Here is a 23,527-nt window from a genome sequence, read left to right as displayed (position 1 = left end):
ACCAAAAAATGGATTATTTGGATTAATCTAGTGATTTATTAGATGAATCTGGCGGGACCGCCATGAATCTTTCCGTCAAGCACCTGCGCGCCTTCGTGGCGCTGGCCACTCATCGCAACTTCACGCGCGCCGCGCGTGCGTGCCACCTGTCGCAGTCGGCGTTCAGCGCGCTGGTCCAGACCCTGGAAGAGCAGGCCGGCAGCCGCCTGTTCGAACGCACCACGCGGCACGTCGAGCTGAGCGCCGACGGCGTGCGCTTCGAGGAAACCGCGCGGCGCCTGCTGGCCGATTTCGAAGCCGCGTTCGAAGACCTGCGCGCCCACGCCGAGCGCCGCAAGGGCCGCGTCAGCATCGCGGCGCTGCCGTCGATTGCCGGCGGCGACCTGCCGCCATTGCTGGCGGCCTTCCGCCAGCGCTACCCGGGCATTGCGCTGGAGCTCTTCGACCAGCTGGCCGACGGCTGCATCGATATGGTCCGGCGCGGCCGCGCCGACTTTGCGCTGGCCCCGGCGCCGGCCCAGGACGACGACCTGAGCGTCGAGCCGCTCGTGCACGACACCTTCCACCTGGTCTGCCCGGCGACGCACGCGCTGGCGCGCAAGCGCCGCATCACGCCGCAGATGCTGGCGGGCCAGCCCTTCATCCACCTGTCGCGGACCAGCAGCGTGCGCCAGCACCTGGATGCCGCGCTGCATCCGCTGAAGCTCAGCAGCGTGATGGAAGTGGAACACCTGGCCACGGTCGCCGCCCTCGTGCAGGCCGGGCTTGGCGTGAGCGTGGTGCCGTCGCTGGCCCTGTTCCAGTTCCAGCGCGAGGGGTTGGCTATCCGGCCGCTGCAGATGCCGTCTCTGGTCAGGGATATCTGCCTGGTGCGGCTGCGCGAGCGTGGCGACTCGGCCGCGGCGGCGGCCATGATCGATTGCCTGCGTGAGCAATACGGCCGGCGCCGGGGCTGAGCGCACGCAGAATCGGGTACGCTTCAGGGGCTTTGGCCATGCTGCCGCGGCCCTTCTGGCGCGGCATGCAAGGCAGGCGGAGCACCACGCAGAAACGGGTACGCCCCGCCAGGGCCACTCAGCGGATCAGCTTGCCCGTCGACGAGACGATCGACATCTCGACAAAGGACGACCCCGTGTGGCGGGCCGGGCTGTAGCTGATGAGAATGCCGCCCAGGTCGTAGTCGCGCAGGTTCTCGAGCGCCGCGACCAGGCGCTCGCGGGTCAGGTCGGGGCCCGCGCGGCGCAGCCCTTCCACCAGGACCTTCGCGGACATGAAGCCCTCCATGCCGGCGTTGCTCGGGTCCACGTTCTGCTGCCGCGCCAGGTTGCGGTACTCGCTGGCCAGTGACATCTGGCTCGAGTTCATGCCCGGTACGACCTGCGTGATGATGAGCCCGCGGGCATCCGGGCCGAGTTCCTTGATGAAGGAGTCGGCTGCGTTGTTCGACAGCGTGACGAACTGCGCCTGGCTGCCGGCCTTGCGCATATCGCGGATCACGCGCGCGGCCTCCGAACCCGAGCCGATCACCAGCACCGCCTGCGGATCGGCCTTGTTCACCGCCACCACCTGCTGCGTGATGTCGCCCATCGGCCGGGCAAAGCTGGCGGACGCGGCCGGTTGCACGCCGCGCGCCTGCAGCGCAACGTTGAAGCCCTCGAATACGTCCTTGCCGAACCCGTCGCTGGCATAGACGATGGCGATGCGCGTCATGCCCGAGGTCGCCAGGTGGTTGATCGCGCGCGCGACTTCATCCTGGTACTTGGCCCGCACGTTGAAGACGTAGCGGTTGACCGGGCGGTGCAGCGTGATCGCTCCGGTCAGCGGCGCCACCAGCGGCACCTTCTCGGCCGCGATGATCGGCAGGATGCTTTCGTTCTGCGGCGTGCCGCGCACCATGAACAGCGCAAAGACCTTCTCGTCCTGCAGCAGCTTGCGCACATTGTCCGGCGTGCGCTTCGCGTCAAAGCCGTCGTCCAGCGTGACCAGCTCGATACGGCGTCCCGCGACGCCGCCGTTTGCATTGACCGCGCGCAGGTAGACCTGCGCGCCTTCGATCTGCTCCTTGACCGAACCTGCGACCGGGCCGCTCACGCCAGCCGATTGCCCGATGCGAATCGCGGTCTTGCTGACACCCTGCTCCGCGAATGCCGCCGGCGCGGCGAACCCCAGCGTGGCGGCCAGCATGCCGCACGCAAACCATGTTGCCTTCATCATCCTGACCCCTCCCGCCTTGATGGCGTGCTCTCGTTGTAGCGTCGCTGTCGCCGGCGCCTCCGGCAGGTGAATCACGCGGAAGGCGTCGACGCAACGTTTCGCAAATTACCCGAAGCAGGGTATCGGGGCAAACGGCGGATCAGGGGGTGTTGCTGCGGCATCACACCTTCACCGGCTCCCGGTGCAGGTGTGATGCAGGGACGCGCGTGCAAACGCGCATCGAGGCGCGCCGCGAAGGCGCGGAAGGACTGTCGCTTACGTTCGGCGCGGCAGGACGGGAGGCGTCAGGGGAAGGCCGGCACGGCCGGATCCAGGCCGGCAAACGCGGCTTCCGGATGGGCCTTCTGCAGCAGCATTTCGACTTCCTCGACACGGCCGCGCGGCACGTCGACCATCAGCAGGATCTTGCCCGCTTCGATGTCCTTCTCGAACGCGCGCAGGCGGCTGTTGGGCGCCGAGCTGCCGATCATGCTCGCAGACCAGGCACCGAACACCGCGCCGAGCACGGCCAGCACGCCGACCAGCCCCCACTGCGGAGTGTCGCTGACGATCGGGAACATGGCTACGACCGCACCGGCCACCAGGCCCACGCCGCCACCCACCATCAGCCCCATTTCTGCGGCGTGGATGATGTCGGAAGTCTGGAACAGGTTGGCTTCATGCAGGCCTGTCATGTCGGCCCCGTCGCGCGCCACGAAATGGATGTGGCTGTTCTCGACGCGGGCCAGGAGCAGGTCGTCCATGGTGCGTCGGGCACTGACCAGATCGGGCAACAACCAGAAGATGCGTTTGCGCATGTCTGTCTCCTTTTTCAGGCCGTCCCGGAAGTGGGGATACCGTCTGTGGGACGGGGGTTGTTTCTTTGTACGCCGTTCATGCGGTGAGTGCAAGACAGCTTTCCCGCCGGGTCTGGCGATGTGACGCGCGCGTCCGTCGCACGCGTCACAAGCGCCCCGGGTCGCGCGTCAGAATGTGATCGGCAGACGCACATTGACCTGCAGATCAGGCGTGTCGCGCGTGAGGCCCGCGCCCACCGACAGGTTCAGCGTGTAGCGGTTGTTGAAGCGATAGGAATAGCCCACCAGCAGCGTGCCCTGCGTCACGCGCACCGAGCCCGGCACCGTCTGACCGTTCTGCTTGGTCGGCCAGATGATGGCCTGGTCGTAGCCGATCGAGAACGAGGCATGCTCGTTGAGCGCCAGGCCCATGCCGAAGCTGAACTCGAAGATGTCCCCGGGGGCGATCTTGCCCAGGAACTCCTTGTCGCCGTTGAGCACGGTACGGCTGACGTTGTCGCGCGCGAAGTTGTGCAGGTAGCTGAAGGTGCCGAAGAACACCGCCGGGTCGGTCGGCAACAGCCACGTGACGCCCGGCTGGATGGCCTGGAAGCCCGTGCCGGTCGGCAGCCCCAGTGGCAGGCCCGTGCCAGTCGCGTTGCCGACGCAGCGCGTCACGCAATCGGTGACGACCTCGAACGGATCCTTGCCAGTGTTGGACTTGTAGCGCAGCCAGCCAATGAAGTACGGCATCTTTTCATTGCCGTAGTTGAGCTGGTAACGCAGAGTTGCTTCCACGTCGCCAAGACCGCTGCCAGCTGCGTTGAACACATTGTCGACCGCCGTGCCCGTGAATATCTCACGGCTGACTGTGGAGCCGGAGCTGTGGACGTATGGCACCTTCGCTTCAATTTCCAGTCGCTTGGTGATGCCGTAGCGCAACGCCACAGACGCCAGGTACGTCGTGGTCTTGACTTCGCGCACGTCGACAAGCCCGATCAGGATGGCGGGAATCACCGTGTAGCCGACCAGCGCTACGCGGTTATTGGATGAATAGCCGTACTGGAAGCCTGGTTCCACCACCAGCTTGCCTTCGCCTGTCAGCACGCCGGGCTGGTCGGTGATCGGCGCGATTTCGGGCGGCCGCGTCTCACGCTCGGGCGGGCGGCCCACGGGCTCGTCCACACCGGCCACCTGCGAGTCCGCCGACTCCCCCTGTTGCGGCTGGCCCTGCTGGGGTTGCTGCCCCTGCTGGGCTTGCACGGGAGCCTGCTGCGGCTGGCCCACAACCTGCTGGGGCGTATTGACGGGATTGGGGGCACCCTGCGCGGCGCTGGAGGCTGCCGCGGCTGTCGCGGCATTGGTCGCATTGTCCCCACCCGTGATGCCGGGCCCCGCGCCGCCGCGCTTTCTTGCCAGGACATCGTCGCCGATGACGCTGCGCAGTTCCTTAATGACAGCGTCCTGCTCGGCCAGCGCCCGCTTCATGGCTTCCAGTTGGCCCTGTTGCTCGGTCAACTGGTGTTGCAGGGCTTCGATGCCCGGAGCAGGCGATGGCCCTGCATCTGGAGAGGTCTGGGCCTGTGCCAGCCCTCCGACCAATAGCAACGTCGAGCATCCAGCGTTCCGGATGCTCTGCATCGACCGCTTATTCATGACGTCTATCCTCCCCCGGACGGCGGACTGATTAGGCAGGAGTCCGCTACCTGCACTGCGCCATGCCTTCGCTACGACTACCTCATGCTGGCTGCCCGCAGCAACGCGCTGTTCAGCGCTGTATTGGCCAGCTGTGACCGGAACGCCTGCAGTGTATTCACGCCTGCGTCGATTGTCATCACGCTCCGGATGCTCTGGTTGTTCAACGAGTTCTGGATGATGGTGCCCGCTGATCCCGCCAGCGCTCCCACGTTCGCAGTATTGCCCGGACCATTCTGGATAATGGTCATCGCCCCATTGGTGATGACCTGGCCTGTACTGGTGGCGATCGTCGTCACAGGCGAGCCCGATGCACCGGCCGCGCCGGTCGCCAAAGAACTCGCCCCCGGGCTTCCGGCCGAGCTACTGCTGGCACCGGCCGCACTGGCAGTGGCCGTGGCGCCGGCGCTGCCGGCACTTCCGTCTGCACTGGCGCCCGCGCCGGCCGCCGCGGCCACCGAACTATTGGTCGCGCCCTGAACCGCGCTGACGATCGATGGCCCAAGGGTCGAGGCCAGGCGGGCGGCCTGGTCCGTCGTGATCCTGCCCACATCCGGAATATTAAGGCTGGTCGCCACCACCAGGGCACCGTTGATATAAACCGCGCGTTCGATGCCGAACGAAACCTGCAGCCCGCCAGCGTCAAACCCGCCCCGCATTTCTTCTAGCTGTTCCCGGGCGACGGGCTTCCAGCCCGCCATGCTGCCGCGCGCGGCTGCAACAGGGTTGTCCGGCTGTGCGTCGTCGCCGCGGGCGAGCGCTGCCTGCGCCGGGACTGCGCCCGCATCGAGCGGGTCCGGCACGGATGGTTCGGCAGCATGCACGGTACCGGCATAGGCCATGCCAGCGCCGAGCAGCAACACTACGGTGGCCTGCCCCGCCGTGCCGCATCGGCTTGCGGCCGGGCCAGGGAATGAAGCGGATGTCTCGAGCATGATGTGTTCCTCAGAAATCGCTGGCGCCATGCTTTGGCATGACGGTGAAGAACAAGCTGTCCCGGTTGACTCCCATCCAGTAAGGGCCCATTGGCGCGACGCGCCAGTCGGCCGCAAGATTGAACCGCGCCCGTTCGGTACGGTTATGGATCACGAAGAGCAACTGGCTCTCCCAGATGCTCTCGAAATGCTCGCGCGAAATGGCGCGCGTGCCGCGTGCGGGATCGCCGATCAGCACGCGGTCGCCCTTGACCCCCTTGACGACCACGAAGTGGTGGTAGCCGCTTTCGGAGATCAGCACGATCGCGGGGATCTGCGTTTCCTCGAGCTTGGACAGGGGCAACTCATAGCCGTCGGCCAGATAGCCCCTCGATTCCAGGAAACGCTTCATGTCCAGCAGGGAAAAGCCTTCTCGCCGGATCTTGTCCTGGTCGCCATTGACGAACATGTTGGCGAATGCCAGCTCTTCGGTCATGGGTTCGCCGTACTGGAAGGTCAGCAGCGTCGCTATCGCCGCTGACCCGCAACTGAAATCGTATTGCTGCCGGACCGTAGTCTTGAAGCGCGCCTCGCGCAGACTGGTCACCGGCACGCTGTAGTATTCGCCAACCGGCCCGTATATCGCGACACGGTCCGCCAGCGCGGGCGACGTCCCGCTCAATGCCAGCAGAAACGGTATGGCCCCCAGCACCCGTCGAAACATCGTCATCACTTGAACTGGACGTTGATGATGGTCGCGTTCTGGATCAGCACGGCGTTGCCGCTGTTCTGGATGGCGGTCGGTATGCCGGCCGCACTGGCGAACGCGCCGTCCGAGACGATATTGTTGCCGGATATCGGGTTGACGACGCTGTTATCCGCGACCGTGCCGTGCAGGCGCATGTCGTTGACGACCAGTTCCGCGCCGCCACGCACGCCATCAAGCTTGTCACTCGCAATCGCCACTGCGCTCGCGCCGAACGGATTGCTTTTGGCACCCATGCCCAAATCCGTCTTTGCAACGGCTGCTGTTCCTATGCCGGCTGCGCCGGCCCCGCTGGCCTGCGCTGCCGCGGAGGCAGCGTCCGCCATCGGATCCGCATTGGCTTGCGCGAACGGCCAAGCCACGAATGCTGTCGCCAGGACGGCGACTGCGGTGCGAATCGCTCGCATGGTGCGTCTCCTTGTTGCTCGCCGCGACCGGTCCCCATCCGGCCGGTCACGGCGATACTCACAGGCTGACTTACCAGGGGCCTGGCATCATTCCGGCGCGAACCGCACCCCGGCGATACCAGCTCCTGGCCGCGTGAAGCCATTCACCGGCGCCATCCGGCCTGCCATGCGTACAACAGGCCGGACCGCGCCGCTCAGACCTCACTTGCCGACATTCAGGTTGGCCTGCATGTTGACGCTGTGCTGCACCATCGACCCGGCACCGTTGTTCTGCGTGGCGATCATGATGCCAGCAGCCGTCTGACCTACGCTGGTCATGACGTTTTGCATCTGGAACGAGCCGGCACTCACCTGGATATACCCGCCAGCACCGCCGACACCGCCAACCGCACCATTGCCGGTACCACCAGTGCCGCCAGTACCAGTAGCGCCGTTGCCGACACCACCGGCACCGCCGGTAGCGCCTACAGCACCTGCCGCGCCCGCAGCACCAGCGCCGCCGCTGCCGTTGGAGGCTGTGCTGGAAGCGCTGCCGTTGGTGGCGGTACCGCCGGCGCCGCCAGTGCCGCCAATGCTCGCCTGTGCGCCGCCAGCGCCGGCATTGCTGGTGGAAGCGCCGCCTGTGCCGCTAGCCGTCGCTGCACCGCCCGCGCCGCCAGCACCACCGGTTGCGCCCGCTCCGCCGCCGGTTGCGCCTGCCGATGCGTTGCCAGCACCGCCGGCGCCGCCCGTGCCACTCGAGCTACCCGCGCCGCCCGCACCACCGGTTGCACCCGCTCCGCCGCCGGCGCCCGAACCCGCAGAGCTGCCCGTACCCGCACCACTGGATGCCGTGGAGCCACCACCCGCCGAACCGGCGCCACCGCCCAAGCCGACGCTTGCGCCAAGGGCGCTACCGCCGCGGCCACCAGCCCCGAGGGATGCGCTCAAAGCACCGCCACCCGTGGAACCAGCGCTGCCGCCGCCGGCACCACTGCTGCCTGCCGCACTTAGCGTGTTACCGCCATGCGAGGTCGCGCTGCCACCGCCACCGCCCGTACCGCTTGCTGCTCCACCGGCACCACCGGTGCCCGCCGTAGCGCTGCCATTGGTCACGTTTCCGGCCGTGGCACTGCCATTCAGGCCGCCGCTACCGCCACTGCCACCGTTTCCGCCATTGCCGCCGTTGCCGCCATTTCCGCCAGTACCGTGCCCACCAGTACCGCCAGTAGCGGCTCCACCGGTGCCGGCGCCGCCGGCTCCGCCTGTGCCAGCACTGGTAGTGCCGGTGTTCCAGGCCTGGTTGCCCACGCCAGCAAACGAGTTATTGGAAACGTATCCTTGCAGCCTGCTGACCGCCAGCGCCTTGCTGTGGTTGAATGAATTCGAGAAGTTGGCCTGGGCAGTGCCGCCATTCGCGGCGGCGGCATTGCCATAACCGGTCATGTCCTGATCAGCGCGGCTGATGGTCCGGTTCGAAGTCCGGTTCGACGTCCTGGTAGTGGTATTGCCACTCACGTTCACATTCACCGAACGTGAATTCTCATTCGCCTGGGCACCGCCACCGCCCTGAGTCGAGTTGGCAGTCGCGTTCTGCGTGTTGGTCGTGCCACTATCGCCCGCGGTAGTTGTGGGGTTCGCCATTGCTTGGCTGCCAAAGCCGAAGGCCAGGGCGATCGCCGACGCTAGTAAAGTCTTTTTCATATGAAGCTCCCAGGAGAATTTCACACTGCGGCTCAGCCTCCGCCAACGCTCATCCCGAACATGGCCAGAGGTTCGGTCCGGCACAGCGCCAAACCAGACTTCCCTTGCGCATAATCGGTGCCAGCTTCTGCACTCGAATGGGCAATCCCTTGCCGGACAAGGCGTTGCCAGACATTTCCCCGGAACTTTCGGGTACCTTGGACGATCCTTCCCCGCATCCGCCACAGTGCATCGCAAGCGACATGTCACACCGCTGTGACACGGAGTCCCGCCTGCCTGCTTGGTGGGTTTTCGCACATTGACAGAACCTCATATTTCTCAATGAGTTAGTGAAACGCTCGGGAAATGTCCGATGCGCCTGAGTGCGTATCGGCCCTGAAACAGGGTGGCCGGCGATGCACTGGCCGGTTGTCCTTGCCGGGGGTGGCGGCACGTCAGATATCGCCTTGGGGCCGCATGCCGCGAAGCCCTGTGGCAGCGGCGCAGGGCAGACATTGCCGCTTCAAGCGAGCGCCGGGAGCCAGGCTTGCCAGGCACAGGTGCACCGTTGCAACAGATCTCCCGCCACGCCGTACCGAAATCCGCTCATTGCACGCTCTATCTAGGACTTATGTCTGATTTACAGTACATTAGAGGCATTACAGACTTGTCATATCCCCGCAAGCGAAACCATGAGCGAAGCCGTCGTTCCCCTGTATCACCAGATTTACGTGGTACTGCGCCAGCAGATCGTCGAAGGCCGCTTCGGCCAGGGACCGCTGCCGGGCGAAATTGACCTGGCCAAACAATTCCACGCGTCGCGCGTGACCATGCGTCGGGTATTCGACCGGCTGGTCCAGGAAGGGCTGGTGCGCCGGCACCGCGGGCTCGGAACGTTCGTCAACCCGCATCCGGTCAAGCCGGTCGCGACGACCGAAGAGCGCAGCGCCAGCCTGCTCGACAATATCATCGACATGGGCCAGAAGACGGCCGTGAAGGTGATCTCGATCGACGAGGTCCACGCCACCCCGGAAGTGGCCGAGGCGCTCGACCTCTCGCCCGGCGATCCGGTGGTGAAGATCATCCGCGTGCGGCACTACCGCAACCGGCCCCTCTCGCATATCACGGTCTACCTGCCCGCCGAACTGGGCCGCCGGATCACGCGCAAGGCGCTCGAGGAGCAGCCGGTGCTGCGCCTGCTGGAAGGCAGCGGCGTGCGCCTTGGCCGCGCCAGCCAGGTCCTGTCGGCGCGCCTGGCCGACGTGGTGGTCGCTCCGCTGCTCGACGTACCGGTCGGCGGTGCCTTGCTGGCAGTCCGGCGCGTGGTCAAGGACGTCGACGGCCGCCCGATCCAGTTCCTGCTCGGGCAGTACCGGCCGGATCGCTACGAGTACCGCATGGAGCTGTCCCCGGCCGGTGACGACAGCACCAACGTCTGGGTGGAGAACGAAACCCGTCCCGGCCTGCGAGACTGACATCCAGTCATCGCGGCCCCGTGAACGGCCTGTTTCGGCAACGGGATGGCCCACGCGGCGTGATCCCGGGCGATACTGCGCACTCGTGATCACTTTCCGCAAGGAGCTGCCGTCATGCCGTCGTTCCGTCCGCGCACGCCGCCCCGCCGACGTTCCCTGAGCGTGCGCCTTCTCGGCGCCGCAGGTGCCTGTGTGCTGGCGCTGTGGGCAGTCCCGATGGCGGCTTATGCGCAGATCGCCGGCGGCAAGGCCATCCGCATCCTGGTCGGCGCACCGGCCGGCGGCACCACCGACACGCTGGCCCGCACGATCGCCCAGGAAATGTCCCACCAGCTGGGGCAGCCGGTCGTGGTCGAGAATCGCCCGGGCGCCGGCGGCAACATCGCCGCCGACCTGGTCGCCAAGAGCACGCCCGATGGTTCCACGCTGCTGATGAGCTTCACCAGCCATACCATCAATGCGACGCTCTACAAGAAGCTGCCCTTCGATCCGGTCAATGACTTCACGCCCGTCACGCTGGTGGCCACGGTGCCCAGCGTGCTCGTGGCAAACCCGCGGCTGGCCGCCAACAACGTGCCCGAACTGATCCAGCTGGCGCACTCGCAGCCCGGCAAGCTGAACTTCGCCATCGGCTCGGTCGGTTCGTCGGTGCACCTGGCAGGCGATATGTTCAAGATGATGACGCATACCTACATCGTGAACATCCCGTACAAGGGCACCGCGCCGGCCATCACGGACCTGCTCTCCGGGCAGTGCGACCTGATGTTCGCCAGCACGCTCAATGTCCTGCCGCATGTGCGCGCGGGCAAGCTCAAGGTACTGGGCGTGTCCAGCCCCGCGCCGCTGCCGCAGTTTCCCGGCGCCGCGCCGATCGGCGCCACCGTCAAGGGCTTCGAGTCCAGCGCCTGGTTCGGCCTGTTCGGCCCGGCCGGGCTGCCGGCGGACGTGACCCAGGCCCTCTACCAGGCTGCCCACAAGGGCCTGGAGACACCAGCCGTGCGCAAACGGCTGGAAGCGGACGGCGCCCAGCCGCTCGGCACCACGCCGGAATCGTTTGGCGCGTTCGTAAAGCAGGACGTGAAGCGCTGGGCCGCGGTGGTGAAGTATTCGGGAGCCACCCCGGAATGAACGTGGCTGCGGTATCCGCGTCCCCCCGTCCCGCCACGCTGGCCCAGAAGCTGGTGGCACGCGCGGCCGGGCAGGAACATGTCGAACCGGGCGCGCTGGCGATATGCCGGGTCGACCTTGCGATGTCGCACGACTCAAGCGGTCCGCGCCGTGTTGCGCCGTTGCTGGAAACCCTTGGCGCGACCGTGTGGGACCCGTCGCGCTACGTGGTGGTGACCGACCATTTCGTCCCGGCCAGCGACCCGGCCGCCGAAGCGATCCTGCACTTCACGCGCGACTGGACGCGCCGCAGCGGCGCACACCTGATCGACGGCGAGGGCATTTGCCACGTCGTGCTGCCCGAGCATGGCCATGTGCTGCCCGGCCGGCTGATCGTCGGCGGCGACAGCCACAGCCCGACCGGCGGCGCGTTCGGCGCCTACATGTTCGGCGTGGGCGCCACCGAGATGGCCGGCGTGCTGGCCACGGGCGAAATCTGGCTGCGCGTGCCGCAGACCATCCGGCTGCAATGGGACGGCGCGCTGGCACCCGGCGTCTGCGCCAAGGACATGATGCTGTTCCTGTGCGCGCGGCTGGGGCTGGGCGGCGGCCGCTACGAAGCCATCGAGTACGCAGGCAGCGCCGTGGCGGCGCTTTCCATGCACGAACGCATGACACTGGCCAATATGAGTGCGGAGCTTGGCGCACAGACCGGGCTGGTAGCGCCCGATGCCGTCACGCTGGACTGGCTCGCCGCCGCAGGCGTTCCGGCACAGACCCTGGCTGACATCGACCTCGCACACTGGCGCACCGATGCCGGCGCAGCGCTGCTGGCCACCCATCGCTTCGATGCCGGCGCCCTGGCGCCGCAGGTGGCGGCACCCCATTCGCCAGCCAACAGCGCGCCGGTAGACCAGGCCGCCGGCGAGGCCGTGCAGATCGCCTACCTGGGCGCCTGTACCGGCGCCAAGCTCGACGACCTGCGCATGGCCGCGCAGGTCCTGCGCGGGCGGCGCGTGGCGCCGGGCGTCAGCCTGCAGGTGGCACCCGCCTCCGCGCGCGACCAGCAGCAGGCGCAGCGCGAAGGCACGCTTGCCATCCTGGCCGAGGCCGGCGCCGAACTGCTCCCCAATGCCTGCGGCGCCTGCGCCGGCTATGGCGCCGCGCGCTTTCCCGCAGGCAGCCGCGCCATTGCCTCGACGGCGCGCAATTTCTCCGGGCGCATGGGGGACGCCGGCAGCGCCGTCTGGCTCGGCTCGCCGCTGACGGTGGCGGCCAGCGCCGTAACCGGGCGCATCACCGACCCCCGTACCCTGCTCTGAACCAGGTTTTCCGCATGACCGAACCTTCCGTTCCCGCGCGCGCCGGCCGCATCTGGCGCTTCGGCGACAACATCGACACCGACGCCATGGCCCCGGCGGTACTGATGAAGGCGGCGCCGGAAGTCCTTGCCGCGCATTGCCTCGCAAGCCTGCGCCCGGATTTCCCAGGTCACGTGCGTCCGGGCGATGTGGTGGTAGCAGGCGCCAACTTCGGCATCGGCTCTTCGCGCGAGCAGGCGCCACAGGCGCTGCGTCACCTGGGCGTACGGGCCGTGGTGGCGCCGTCGTTTGGCGGGCTCTTCTACCGCAATGCCATCAACCTGGGCCTGGCGGTGCTGGTCTGTGCGGACACCAGCCGCCTGGCGGATGGCGCGCAGGCCTGGGTGGACCTGGAACACGCCGTGCTGCGGCTGGACGATGGCACCACAGTCGCCTGCGAACCGGTGCCGCCGTTCCTGCGCGAGATCCTGGACGCGGGCGGCCTGATCCCGCACCTGAAATCCAGGCTGGCACGCGGCTGACGCGCCGGTCTGGCGCTCACGCAGGCTATGTCGCCGCGTCGCGCAGCAGCGCCAGGGCTTCGTCGTCGCTGGTCTGGGTGAAGTCCAGGTAGAAGGCGCCAACCGCGCCGAAGTTCGCCGGCGTGTTCAGGCAGATGACCCGGTCGGCGGCGGCCTGCAGGCTGGCCAGGCCGTCGGCGGATCCCACCGGCACGGCGGCGATCACCTCCGCGGCGCCTGCCATGCGCACGCCTTCGAGCGCGGCCCGCATGGTGGCGCCGGTCGCCACGCCATCATCGACGACGATCACCGTGCGCCCGGCCAGGCGCGGCAACGGCGCGCCGTTACGGTAACGCTGCTGGCGCCGCACGATCTCGTCGATCTGGCGCCCGCGTTCGGCAGCGAAGGCTCCGCTTTCGACGGTGCGCTGCACCCATGGATCGTCGTTGACCACTGTGTGCGGGTCACGTCCGGCATCGCCTTCCACGACCGCGCCCAGCGCCAGCTCAGGATAGCCCGGCGCGCCGATCTTGCGTACCAGCAGCACGTCGAGCCGGGCGCCGATGGCACGCGCCACTTCGTACGCCACCGGCACGCCGCCGCGCGGCAGCGCGAGCACCAGGGCGGCTTCGCCATCGCGCGGCTGGCCGACACCGAGTTCGGCCAGGTGGCGCCCCAGGTAGAGGCCGGCCTCACGTCGGTCGGCAAAGCACGGCGGCATTGGCATGGCACGCTCCTGCAGGAGGGTCGGCGTGGTGGGCGCATGGTGCGCACATGGGGTGGGACGGAAACCCCTCAGCCACTATAGTCCGTCCGGGGCATCGCGCTCCCCCGGCATGGAGCCGCTGCGCATTGGAAGCATGGTGGCAACAGTGTGTTGCGCTGCGGCAGGCTGATCGACGCGGCCATGTCCGCTAGGATGCTTGTCAGGCGGCACCCCCGCCAGGATCTTCGAGGCGGCCGGCACGGCCGCGCCACCAGTGAGCCTGACATGACTTCGCAGCACCCGACCAGCACGGAACAAGACCTTGCCCGCCTTGACAACGACCCGGACATTCCGTTCGGCTCGCTCGAAGCCGCCGCCATGGCCGAGCTGCCCTACACCTTCCGCCAGGCCGGCACCTGCACGCAGTATTTCCGCGAACTCTTCAGCTAAGCGGCGCCGCGTTCACGCCCATGGCCTGGTCGCACAGCGCGACCAGGCGCTCCATCATGTCGCGCGCGGCGGCGGAAGGCTCCGGCTGGGCATGCAAGGTAAGTTCGATGGCCGGCACCGTGCCCAGCCACGGCTGGTCGTCGAGCAGGCGATGCGGCGCCGATGCCAGCCGGCGCGGCAGCAGGCTGATGCCGAGGCCGTCCGCCACGGCCGCGCTGATGCTGGCCAGGCTGGCGCTGACGAAGCCGATGCGCCAGCGGCGTCCGCTGGCGTCGAGCGCGTGCGTCATCTCGCCCCGGTAAAGGCCGCCGCTCGGGAAGGCCACCAGCGGCACGGGGTCGCGCGCCACGGCCGGGCGCGTGCGGCTGTCGATCCACGCCAGCGGCTCCGGCCAGCATGCCACGCCGGCCGCATGGCCGACGCGCTGCTTGACCAGCGCCAGGTCCAGTTCGCCATCCTGGAAGCGTTGCCAGAGCTCATGGCTGAGTCCGCTCGTCACCTCCAGCCGGATGCCCGGCCAGGTATCAGCAAACCCGGCCAGTACCGCGGTCAGCGGCTGCGCCGCAAAGTCCTCCGGCACGCCCAGCCGGATCTCGCCCTGGCCTGAGGTCTGGCGCACCTGCTCCACGGCCTCCGTCATTAACTGCTGCAGGCGCCGCGCGTAGCCCAGCAGCCGCTCGCCTTCGGGTGTAGTGGTGACGTAGCGGCCACTCCGGTCAAGCAGTTCGCAACCGAGCTGATCTTCGAGGCGCCGCACCTGCTGGCTGACGGTCGACTGGGTCAGGTGGACGCGCTGCGCCGCACGCGTGAAGCTGCCGCTTTCGGCAACGGCGACAAAGCTCTGCAACAGCGCGGGTTCCAGGCGGGCGTCATGCATGGCGATCAGGTATTTGGATTTCCACTGCCGTGGATTTCATCATTTAATTTCCCAATCGCCAAGGCACGGCGTAGATTGTCGGCTTCCCCTGGTTCCGCCACCTTGCCGCAGGCTGCCCTTGCAGTGCGCCTCCGCTGTAAGCCGGCGCTTACTTTATCTACGCTATGGCAACCCATGAACAACTCATGCGCGAGGCGGTCGGCCTGGCCCTGACCAATCGGGACCGCGGCGGCCGCCCCTTCGGCGCCGTGCTCGCCATCGACGGCGACGTCGTGGCGACTGGCGTCAACGACATCATCCACAGCCACGACCCCACCACGCATGCCGAGATGGAAGCCGTGCGTGCCGCCGCGCGCAAGCTGGGCCGCCCAGACCTGCGCGGCAGCGTGGTCTACGCCAGCGGACATCCGTGCCCGATGTGCCTGGCGGCGATGACCATGGCCGGCGTGCAGGCCGTCTACTACGCCTTCGACAATGACGACGCCGCCCCCTATGGCCTGTCGAGCGAAGCCGCTTACCGGGCCCTGCGCCTGCCCCTGGTGCCGCCGCCGCTGCCGATGCAACGGGTGCGCGTGGATATCTCCGCCGTGGAGCTTTACGGTGCGCGCCCGCCGCGCGGTTAACGGCATGCCGTTCGACGTACCGCGCCATGCGCCGCCGCGCTGGCTGATCCTGGCCGCGGTCGTGGCGATCGGCCTGAACCTGCGGCCGTTCCTGACCGCCGTCGGCCCGCTGGCCGCCACCATCCGTGCGGGCACGGGCCTGGACTACGAAGGCATGGCATGGCTGACGCTGCTGCCCATGCTGCTGATGGGTGCCGGCGCGTTTGCCGCACCGGCCATCCGCCATCGGTTGGGGGCGCGCCGCGCCGTGCTGGCCGCGCTGGCCATGCTCTGCGCGGGATCGGCGCTGCGCGCCCTCGCCATGGACGGCGCATTCCTGGTCGCCACCGCGGCCCTGTGCGGTCTTGGCGTGGCCGTGGTGCAGGCAGCGTACCCCGGCATCATCAAGCAGGAATTCCCACGGCGCGTGGCCCCGGTCATGGGCGTGTATTCGGCGGCGCTGATGGGCGGTGGCGCGCTCGGGGCGCAACTTGCCCCGCTGATCGCGGACCTGTCCGGTTCGTGGCAGCAGAGCCTGGCCTGGTGGGCGCTGCCGGCCGCGGCAGCGCTTGGCCTGGCCTGGCGGGCCCTCCCGGCAGCGGCCGCGGCCTTGCCGGCCGCGCGCGCCGCACACCGGCCGGCCAGCCAGTTGCTGCGCCGCCGCCGCACCTGGATGCTGATGGCCTGCTTCGGCGCCATGAATGGCGGCTATGCCTCGCTCGTGGCATGGCTGGCGCCGTTCTACCAGCAGCATGGCTGGAGCGTGGCGCGCAGCGGCAGCCTGGTGGCGGTGATGGCGGTGGCCCAGGCCGCTGCCGCGCTGCTTCTGCCAACGCTTGCAGCCAGCCGCCAGGACCGCCGCGCGTGGATGGCCGCGGCATTGGCCATGCAGGCCGCAGGCTTTGCCGGCCTGGCACTGTGGCCCGAATGGTCGCCTTACGCCTGGGCTGCCATCGGCGGCGCGGGACTGGGCGGCTGCTTTGCGCTGTACCTGGTCGTGGCCCTTGACCACTTGCCGGACCCCGACGGCGCGGGCGCCCTGAGCGCACTGATGCAGGGCGGCGGCTTCCTGCTGGCCTCGCTGGCGCCGTGGATCACCGCGGCATTGCACTCGCACACCGGCGATTTCGCGGCGGGATGGCGGTACCACCTTGGCTGCGTGGCATTCGTGGCGGCACTCACCATGCGCCTGGATCCCGCGCGCTACGCCAGGTCCATGGCCGGCGTCGCGGCCCGTCCGGCGTAGCCGGCCGCTCAATAGGTCTTGTACGGCAGGAACTTGCCCGACATCTCGATGTGCACGCGGTCGCCATTGGGGTCGGGCTCGCGCCGCAGGTCCATGCGGAAATCGATCGCGCTCATGATGCCATCACCGAACTCCTCATGGATCAAGGCCTTGAACGTGGTGCCATAGACGCTGATCAGCTCATAGAAGCGGTAGATCAGCGGATCGGTGGGCACCTGCGTCGGCAGCGAGCCCTTGTAGGGCACCGTGCGCAGCCAGGGCTCGGCCTCGGGCGGCAGATCGAAGATTTCCATCACGGCGCGCGCGCCGGCCTCGTCGAACACCATCTGCCCGAGGCAGGCGGCAGTTGTCCATTCCTTGCTCTTGCCCACGCGCTCGGCCACCTGGGCCCAGGTGATGCCGCGCCTGACCTTGGCTTCGATGATGAGGTCGGTAACATCGCTGCGATTCATGACTTCTCCGTTGTCGGGTGGAAGGAGCGTCCCGGAATGACACCGCACGCCGCCGGTCCGCCGCTCAATGCGGCATGGCCTGCTCGATGACCGCGCTGACATCGGCCGGATCGGGCTCGTTGCCTGGTGGCAGCGCGAACAGCGCGCCCGCCGCTGGCGTCATCCCCTGCACGATACGCAGGGCCAGCACGATGAGCACGACCGGCATGACGCCTCCTGCTTGGTTGACCGGGGTGTGGCGGTAAGCAACGTTCCGGGAACGCCGCAACCGGCGCAAGCTTTGTGCCACCGCCCTGACGCCTTCCCTGCCATGCGCGGCACCGGACCAGGGAAAGGCTGCGCCAACGTGAGGCACGAAGGGCCCAGCGTACCCAATTCTGCGTACGCTGCGCAGCCGCCCCCCTGGCAGGCAGGCCTCGCCGCAAAGGCGGGCCGCGCCAGATCCTTTGCAAAATCTATTTCCGATGTAACGCCGCATTATCCCTTGCACGGACTTGGCAGCCTTGTTGGCCAGACCCGCACGCCGCCGGCAAGCCCTTGTGCCACCAGGCTTTGCCGGCGACACCCCGAAGCAGTCCCGGGCGCCGCGCCACGCATGCGTCATGTGAGACAGGCTTACAAGTGCAAGCACCCAGTGCGGGGTCGCGTCGCTACATTGAAGCCGTGTTCAACGCAAACGATCCGGAGCCCGACATGAAACGCGCCCTCTGCCTGGCCGCACTCCTGTCCACCACCGCAGCGCTGCTTTCCGCCTGCATCGTCGTACCGCCGCGTGGCGGTCCGCCGCCCCGCTACCACTACTACCACGACCGCTACTGATCGATACCGCCCGGTCCGCCAACCCCGACACCAGGAGAACCAAGATGAAACGCCAGCTCCTTCTCGCCGCAGCCGTCCTCGCCGCCGGAGGCGCCTTCGGCCTGCTCACGCCCGCACAAGCCCACAACGGTCCCGGTGCCTACGCCTATGGCCACCCGCCGTCGCCGCGCTACGAGCCGCGCCCGCCCGCACGGCCGGGCCAGGCATGGGTACCCGGCCACTGGGTCTCCCGTGGTGGCCACTACGACTGGCGCGCCGGCTATTGGCAGGCGCAGCGCCCCGGGTACCGCTATGTGCCGGATCGCTGGGTGCAGAGCCCGCGCGGCTGGGTCATGCGCCCCGGCTACTGGGCGCGCTGAGCGCTGAGACATGGGGCCTGCTGCCCGGTCCGACTGACGAGGGCCGCCAGGTTGGTGGCAAGTCGCCGAAGCAGCCGTGCCGCACGCTGCTCCGGCCTCATCCCGAGGTGGCAAATCGCCTCATCCAGAAGCACTAGATCGCGTGTCCGGCGATGCGCATCAAGCACCGCAGATATTCAGAAACGCATTCAAGGAAGGACGTTTCATAATTGCGTCACTAAATGGCCATTGATTTTCTATTACCCCCCGAAGGGGTTATAAAACCGGCACAGCAAGCCCCGGAATAATCAGATCGGTTGCATGCCTGCAACCATTTTGCCAAGTGATGTCTCAGTTGTGATACGGTCGCCAGCGCTAGCTGGCATGTCGCTCTCACCACATGGTCCCGCCAAATGGAGGGATTTTGGGCCGGTATTATGAAGCCTGCTTCATTCCCACTTCGTTTCCTGCCGATTAGCCTTGCTTGCAATCCATACCACCACCCCATAAGATGGTTTTAAGCCGATTTTGGAGCGAGCAAGTTTCGGGTTCGGGTTCGGGTCATCTTCCAGCCGCCGACAAGTTCCGAGCAGAGAATGGGACAGGCCGGACATGGAAGCACGGGGGGTCAGGGCAGTCAGCGGGCCGCAGATAGCGCGCGTCCGCCTGCCATGCAATGCCTCCCCATACGCAAAGCACCCGCATTCCCTCCCGAGTAACGGGGAGTGAAACATGAATGCCTTGCTGATCGAGGAGCATCCTCTGCTCCGTCTCGGGCTGTTGCAGATGCTCGAGAACGTCCAGGATTCCGGTCACGTCGCAGCGCTCGCGCCTGAAGAGCTCGGGCGGCACGACAATGTCCCGCACGACGCGGACCTGCTGGTCTTCGGCATGCCCGCCGACACACGCATCGGATGGTCGCAACTGCAGGTCGCCCGCGAGATGCTCTCGCCCCAGCGCATCCTGATCCTCGCCGATCAGTTGCCGCTGCACATGCCTGATGCGGACAGCGCGCGTGGCGTATGTGGATGCCTGCCCAAATCGGCATCGCTGGCAGTCATCGAGGCCGCCATCCGGCTCGCGGTTTCCTCCGTGCAAGGCCTGCTGTTCAGCGCGGAGACCGGCACGCTGCCGTCGGCATCGCGCCCGGCCCTGCCGGTCACGCAATCGCTCGCATCCGCCGCGCCGCTGCCGGCCGCTGCAGCGCCCGAACAGCTTTCGCTTGCCACATGTGCGAGCGCGCCGCGCAGCGCGTTGCGCAGCAGCGTTGCGGTACGCGATCTCACCGGACTCAAGCCTGGCCTGCCCTTGTCGGGCAACGCACGCCCGGCCGAACCGCTTGCCGAGGCCGAACCGAGCTACGACGAAGCCGAGATGCTCAAGATCACGCCGCGCCAGTATGAGGTGCTGGTGCTGCTGGCGCGCGGCTATCCGATCAAGACGGTCAGCCGCATGCTGAACATCTCCGTGGCCACGGTGAAGAGCCATGCCTGCACGCTCTACCAGCGCCTCAAGGTACGCAACAAGGGTGAAGCCGTCTACGCCGCCTTGCAGCGCGGCGCCACGCTCGAATGGGTGAGTGGCGACGAGCGCGTGACGCGCGACAGCAGCATGCGGCCCGTGGTCGCATGCCACGGTGATGCGGCCGTCTACGAGGGCGCGAGCCCGACGATCTGAACGCCACAGTACGCGCCGAGCCCGCATGAAAAGACGGGCCGGTGCTGCCCCGGGGGACCGAGGGGGTCAGCCATGCCTGCCAGCACTTTCCTGCCCACGTTTTCCGTGTGCATCTGCACGCGCGACAATCCGGATGGCCTGCGCCAGACGCTGCAGTCCGTCGCGCAATCCACCACGCCGCCGCAACAGCTCATCGTCTCCGATGACAGCAGCAACTACGAAACCCGCGAGATGATGCGCGGCGAGTTTCCCGATGTCACGTACCTGGAAGGACCACGGCGCGCATGTGCGGCCAATCGCAACCGCGCCGTGCGCGCGGCGACCGGCACGCACGTCCTCATCCTGGACGATCGCACGCTGCTTGGACTGACATTCCTGCAGCAGATGAGCGAGCGGATCGCGGATGATCATATTCACCAGGCAAGCGCCGGTGCGCCGGCAGCGCCGCTGATCCTCACCGGCACCGACCTGTGCGGCGCAGAGCGAGGCAGGCCGCGCAAGCCGACCTTCCTGGGCCGGCCCGCGCTCGATTACCGCTATGGCGAGCGCCTTTGCTCAGTGGTGCTGCACAGCACGGTGTTTCCGCGCGCGCTGTTCGATCAGATTGCGTTCGACGAAGAGCTGGCAGCGGGCTATGACGAGATCGACCTGGCGGGCCGCGCCGTGTACGAGTGCCATTGCCGCATCGAACTGATGCCAAGCGCCGTGAACCGGCACGCCACACCACCGGCGCGCGACGAGCCGGCGGCGGCTTGCGAGGCATCGCGCCTGTACGTGACCTTCTGGCGCTATGGCCACAGCCAGCACCAGCGGGGCAAGGCCGTGCTGTTCCTGGCGTTCGCCTTGCCACACCAGCTTGCCCATCAGCTGCATCAGGCCGGGTGGCGCGGCGTTGCGCCGTTCTGTGCCACCGCGCAGCGGCTGTGGCGGCATCTGCGACGGCGGCCGGACGCATCCGGCGGCGCCGGCCACGGCGGTCTCCAGGCCAGCGTCCGCATGCCGTTTCCACGCGATTAGCCGCGCTGGCAGAGCGCCCTCTCGCCAGCGCCGGCCATGCCGTTTCCTGCGTGAGCGCATGGATGTGACGCCAATCCACGTTCGGCAGCGCACGTAGCCGGATTGTGCCGGGCCCTGCAGACACGGTACCTTGGCAGCGAGACGGATGCATGCGGCGTTGCTGCGTGGAGTGGTAGCGATCGGCATGACAGCCGGCCGCTGTCTGGCGTCCGCACCTTCGGAACGGAAGAAGAGCCGTGCAATGGAAACACCGATGTGGACGCTCCGGAAGGATCCCGCCGGCCGCGGTCCGTGCGGAATTCGGGTTGCAGCGACCATGGCGGCGGGTCCGGCCGCGTTGATATTGCGGGGAGCCCGGCCATGACAAGCCTGCGCGCCTTGAAACTGACCTCCCTCCCGCGGCGCCTGAAGATCGTGCTGATGATGACGGTCGATCTGCTGGCCCTGCCGCTGTGCTTCGCGCTGGCCCTGCTGCTGCGCGCCGGCAACCGCGAGCTGATCGTGCAGTACGGCATCTGGCCGCCGCTGTTCATCGCGGCCTGCACGATCCCCGTATTCTCGTTCAGCGGCCTGTACCGGACCGTGTTGCGGTACATCGACCTCAAGGTGCTGTGGGCCGCCGGCGTCAGCATGGCCGCCATGGTCGGGCTGACCTACGGCGTGTCCTTCCTCATCAATGACAGCCGGCTGCCGCGCGCCGGCCTTCTGATCTACTGGTTCATCGCGTTCGCCTATGTGGTGATCTCGCGCTTCCTGATCCGTGCCATCCTGCGGCGCAGCGAACTGTGGCGCAACCCCCGCGGGCGTGCGATCCGGCGCGTGGGCATCTTCGGTGCCGGCGAGGCCGGCTTCCAGCTCGTGAACGCCATGCGCGCCAGCGTCGACCACGAGGCCATCTGTTTCTTCGACGACGACCAGTCGCTCGACAATCACACGTTCGCGGACCTGACGGTGTACCACACGTCGCGCATGAGAGCGCAGCTGCAGCGGCTGAACATCGACGAAGTCGTGCTAGCGGTTCCATCCCTGTCGCCGGAGCAGCGCAAGCGAATCCTGGACAAGCTGCACCGATACGCCGTGAGCGTTCGTACGCTGCCCACGCTGCTGGAGCTGGTGGACCGCAAGATCACCATGCAGTCGATCCGCGAGGTCAAGGTCGAGGACCTGCTCGGCCGGCCCGCCGTGCCGCCGCGCGAGGCACTGTTTGCCAAGTGCACGCACCGCAAGGTCGTCATGGTGACCGGCGCGGGCGGCTCCATCGGCAGCGAGCTGTGCCGCCAGGTCGCCACGCAGCAGCCCCGCAAGCTCATTCTGTTCGACCATTCCGAATGGGCGCTTTACATGGTGGAGCAAGATCTGCGCCGGGCCTTCCCCGAGGTGCCGCTGATGGCGCGCATCGGCTCGGTGTGCGACGCCAAGGCCGTGGCCGCCGCCATGCAGGGCCAGCAGGTCGATACGATCTATCATGCGGCCGCCTACAAGCATGTCCCGCTGGTCGAAGGCAACATGCCCGAAGGCATTCGCAACAACGTGCTGGGCGCGCAGACCATCGTCAACATGGCCGACCGCTTCGGCGTGCGGACCTGTGTCCTGATCTCGACCGACAAGGCTGTGCGCCCCACCAACGTGATGGGCACCAGCAAGCGCATCGCGGAGCTGATCTTCCAGGCCGCCGCGGCGCGCCCCGGCACGCGCACGGTTTTCTCGATGGTCCGCTTCGGCAATGTGCTCGGGTCTTCCGGCTCTGTGGTTCCGCTGTTCCGCAGCCAGATAGAAGCAGGCGGACCGATCACCATCACGCACCCCGATGTCATCCGCTTCTTCATGCTGATCCCCGAGGCCTCGCAGTTGGTGATCCAGGCGGGCGCAATGGCGCGCGGCGGCGAGGTCTTCGTGCTGGATATGGGACAGCCGGTGCGCATCATTGACCTGGCCAGGACGATGATCGAGATGGCTGGCCTGGTGGAACGCAACGCCAAGAACCCCAACGGAGACATCGAGATCAAGTTCGTCGGCCTGCGGCCGGGAGAGAAACTCTACGAGGAACTGCTGATCGGCGGCAATGTCACGCCGAGTGACCATGAACGCATCATGCGCTCGCAGGAGCCAAGCCTGGAAGAAGAGGAACTGCACGAGAGGCTGATCCGGCTCCATGCGGCCTGCGAAGGCCGCGACGAACTGCGGATCCAGATGGCGCTGCAGGCGATCGTGCCGGAGTACGCCCCGTACACGTCCCTGGACGAACCCGGGCGCGCGCGGCTCCGTGCCGTGCCCGTCGAAGCCGCTCAGGGCAGCCAGGCCAGCCAGGACGCGCAGGATGACGCCAGAGTGCCCCGGAAGGCCGTGCTGCGCCGGGTCGCGTCCCCGGCGCTAGGCCCGTCGGAGGCGGGCAACCGGCGTTGAGCCGGCACAGCCCGCGGGTTCGGAACTGCTGCTCCGACCTGCGTGACAGCCGCCTGAAGGCGGCCGCCGTCGTTCGCCGCCGTGCCCGTTTATCCGCTCTGC

At 67.5% G+C, this 23,527-nt stretch carries 24 protein-coding genes; 13 read left to right on the top strand and 11 right to left on the bottom strand.

Annotation, left to right across the window (positions count from 1 at the left end):
• Positions 1-62 precede the first annotated feature (62 nt).
• A complete protein-coding gene (locus AC3FNH_RS18685; protein ID WP_276102672.1) occupies positions 63-956 on the top strand; it encodes a LysR family transcriptional regulator in 894 nt (297 codons plus the stop codon).
• A gap of 118 nt (positions 957-1,074) precedes the next feature.
• On the opposite strand, the gene AC3FNH_RS18680 is transcribed toward AC3FNH_RS18685, so the two are convergent.
• From AC3FNH_RS18680 to AC3FNH_RS18650, 7 genes are all read right to left on the bottom strand, one after another.
• Complete coding sequence (locus AC3FNH_RS18680) at positions 1,075-2,211, bottom strand: ABC transporter substrate-binding protein (protein WP_488721147.1); 1,137 nt, start codon at positions 2,209-2,211, stop codon at positions 1,075-1,077.
• Between the two features lie 287 nt (positions 2,212-2,498).
• The gene (locus AC3FNH_RS18675) at positions 2,499-3,011 is read right to left on the bottom strand and encodes a DUF1269 domain-containing protein (RefSeq protein ID WP_276102670.1); all 513 of its coding nucleotides are present in this window, start codon (positions 3,009-3,011) and stop codon (positions 2,499-2,501) included.
• Between the two features lie 168 nt (positions 3,012-3,179).
• Positions 3,180-4,646 (bottom strand): acetate kinase, encoded by a 1,467-nt coding sequence (locus AC3FNH_RS18670; RefSeq protein WP_276102669.1) that lies wholly within the window; start codon positions 4,644-4,646, stop codon positions 3,180-3,182.
• Positions 4,647-4,723: 77 nt separating this feature from the next.
• Entirely contained in the window at positions 4,724-5,548 is an 825-nt protein-coding gene (locus AC3FNH_RS18665) for a flagellin (RefSeq protein ID WP_488721136.1), read from the bottom strand.
• 82 nt (positions 5,549-5,630) lie between these two features.
• On the bottom strand, positions 5,631-6,323 hold the full coding sequence (locus tag AC3FNH_RS18660; protein ID WP_488721146.1) for a C39 family peptidase: 693 nt from the start codon (positions 6,321-6,323) through the stop codon (positions 5,631-5,633).
• A 5-nt stretch (positions 6,324-6,328) separates the two neighbouring features.
• Positions 6,329-6,772: a hypothetical protein gene (locus tag AC3FNH_RS18655; protein ID WP_276102666.1), complete on the bottom strand. Its 444-nt coding sequence runs from the start codon at positions 6,770-6,772 to the stop codon at positions 6,329-6,331.
• A gap of 201 nt (positions 6,773-6,973) precedes the next feature.
• Entirely contained in the window at positions 6,974-8,455 is a 1,482-nt protein-coding gene (locus AC3FNH_RS18650) for a hypothetical protein (RefSeq protein ID WP_276102665.1), read from the bottom strand.
• A gap of 671 nt (positions 8,456-9,126) precedes the next feature.
• On the opposite strand from AC3FNH_RS18650, the gene AC3FNH_RS18645 reads away from it, so the two are divergent.
• The 4 genes from AC3FNH_RS18645 (at position 9,127) to AC3FNH_RS18630 (ending at position 12,859) form a co-directional block, all read left to right on the top strand.
• A complete protein-coding gene (locus AC3FNH_RS18645; protein ID WP_276102664.1) occupies positions 9,127-9,909 on the top strand; it encodes a GntR family transcriptional regulator in 783 nt (260 codons plus the stop codon).
• Between the two features lie 114 nt (positions 9,910-10,023).
• Positions 10,024-11,037, top strand: coding sequence for a tripartite tricarboxylate transporter substrate binding protein (locus AC3FNH_RS18640; protein WP_276102663.1), 1,014 nt, complete (start codon positions 10,024-10,026; stop codon positions 11,035-11,037).
• Positions 11,034-12,338 (top strand): 3-isopropylmalate dehydratase large subunit, encoded by a 1,305-nt coding sequence (locus tag AC3FNH_RS18635; RefSeq protein WP_488721135.1) that lies wholly within the window; start codon positions 11,034-11,036, stop codon positions 12,336-12,338. The genes AC3FNH_RS18640 and AC3FNH_RS18635 overlap by 4 nt, the downstream gene beginning before the upstream one ends.
• Before the next feature lie 14 nt (positions 12,339-12,352).
• Complete coding sequence (locus tag AC3FNH_RS18630; protein WP_488721134.1) at positions 12,353-12,859, top strand: LeuD/DmdB family oxidoreductase small subunit; 507 nt, start codon at positions 12,353-12,355, stop codon at positions 12,857-12,859.
• Between the two features lie 25 nt (positions 12,860-12,884).
• On the opposite strand, the gene AC3FNH_RS18625 is transcribed toward AC3FNH_RS18630, so the two are convergent.
• The gene (locus AC3FNH_RS18625) at positions 12,885-13,565 is read right to left on the bottom strand and encodes a phosphoribosyltransferase (RefSeq protein ID WP_276102660.1); all 681 of its coding nucleotides are present in this window, start codon (positions 13,563-13,565) and stop codon (positions 12,885-12,887) included.
• A 264-nt stretch (positions 13,566-13,829) separates the two neighbouring features.
• Here AC3FNH_RS18625 and AC3FNH_RS18620 point away from each other — a divergent pair, with 264 nt between their 5' ends.
• A complete protein-coding gene (locus AC3FNH_RS18620) occupies positions 13,830-13,994 on the top strand; it encodes a hypothetical protein (RefSeq protein ID WP_276102659.1) in 165 nt (54 codons plus the stop codon).
• Here AC3FNH_RS18620 and AC3FNH_RS18615 read toward each other — a convergent pair.
• Positions 13,987-14,871 carry a LysR family transcriptional regulator gene (locus AC3FNH_RS18615; protein ID WP_488721133.1) on the bottom strand — a complete coding sequence of 295 codons (885 nt, stop codon included), beginning with the start codon at positions 14,869-14,871 and terminating at the stop codon, positions 13,987-13,989. The two genes, AC3FNH_RS18620 and AC3FNH_RS18615, sit on opposite strands and share 8 nt — an antisense overlap.
• A 164-nt stretch (positions 14,872-15,035) precedes the next feature.
• Here AC3FNH_RS18615 and AC3FNH_RS18610 point away from each other — a divergent pair, with 164 nt between their 5' ends.
• Together AC3FNH_RS18610 and AC3FNH_RS18605 are read left to right on the top strand one after the other, a co-directional pair.
• A complete protein-coding gene (locus AC3FNH_RS18610) occupies positions 15,036-15,494 on the top strand; it encodes a nucleoside deaminase (protein WP_488721132.1) in 459 nt (152 codons plus the stop codon).
• A 4-nt stretch (positions 15,495-15,498) separates the two neighbouring features.
• Positions 15,499-16,719 carry a cyanate transporter gene (locus AC3FNH_RS18605; protein ID WP_488721131.1) on the top strand — a complete coding sequence of 407 codons (1,221 nt, stop codon included), beginning with the start codon at positions 15,499-15,501 and terminating at the stop codon, positions 16,717-16,719.
• Positions 16,720-16,727: 8 nt separating this feature from the next.
• On the opposite strand, the gene cynS is transcribed toward AC3FNH_RS18605, so the two are convergent.
• Complete coding sequence (cynS, locus tag AC3FNH_RS18600; protein ID WP_276102656.1) at positions 16,728-17,171, bottom strand: cyanase; 444 nt, start codon at positions 17,169-17,171, stop codon at positions 16,728-16,730.
• A 64-nt stretch (positions 17,172-17,235) separates the two neighbouring features.
• Positions 17,236-17,379, bottom strand: coding sequence for a hypothetical protein (locus AC3FNH_RS18595; RefSeq protein ID WP_276102655.1), 144 nt, complete (start codon positions 17,377-17,379; stop codon positions 17,236-17,238).
• A gap of 485 nt (positions 17,380-17,864) precedes the next feature.
• Here AC3FNH_RS18595 and AC3FNH_RS18590 point away from each other — a divergent pair, with 485 nt between their 5' ends.
• From AC3FNH_RS18590 to AC3FNH_RS18570, 5 genes are all read left to right on the top strand, one after another.
• Complete coding sequence (locus AC3FNH_RS18590; protein ID WP_488721130.1) at positions 17,865-17,990, top strand: hypothetical protein; 126 nt, start codon at positions 17,865-17,867, stop codon at positions 17,988-17,990.
• A gap of 44 nt (positions 17,991-18,034) precedes the next feature.
• Positions 18,035-18,349: a hypothetical protein gene (locus AC3FNH_RS18585; protein ID WP_488721129.1), complete on the top strand. Its 315-nt coding sequence runs from the start codon at positions 18,035-18,037 to the stop codon at positions 18,347-18,349.
• Between the two features lie 711 nt (positions 18,350-19,060).
• Positions 19,061-20,005 carry a helix-turn-helix transcriptional regulator gene (locus AC3FNH_RS18580; RefSeq protein WP_276102652.1) on the top strand — a complete coding sequence of 315 codons (945 nt, stop codon included), beginning with the start codon at positions 19,061-19,063 and terminating at the stop codon, positions 20,003-20,005.
• Between the two features lie 72 nt (positions 20,006-20,077).
• Entirely contained in the window at positions 20,078-21,022 is a 945-nt protein-coding gene (locus AC3FNH_RS18575) for a glycosyltransferase family 2 protein (RefSeq protein ID WP_488721128.1), read from the top strand.
• A 360-nt stretch (positions 21,023-21,382) separates the two neighbouring features.
• A complete protein-coding gene (locus AC3FNH_RS18570; RefSeq protein ID WP_488721127.1) occupies positions 21,383-23,425 on the top strand; it encodes a polysaccharide biosynthesis protein in 2,043 nt (680 codons plus the stop codon).
• The last annotated feature ends 102 nt before the right edge of the window (positions 23,426-23,527 follow it).

This window comes from Cupriavidus sp. 22TCCZM01-5, from assembly GCF_057798915.1.
This window is presented reverse-complemented; position numbering and strand designations above follow the sequence as displayed.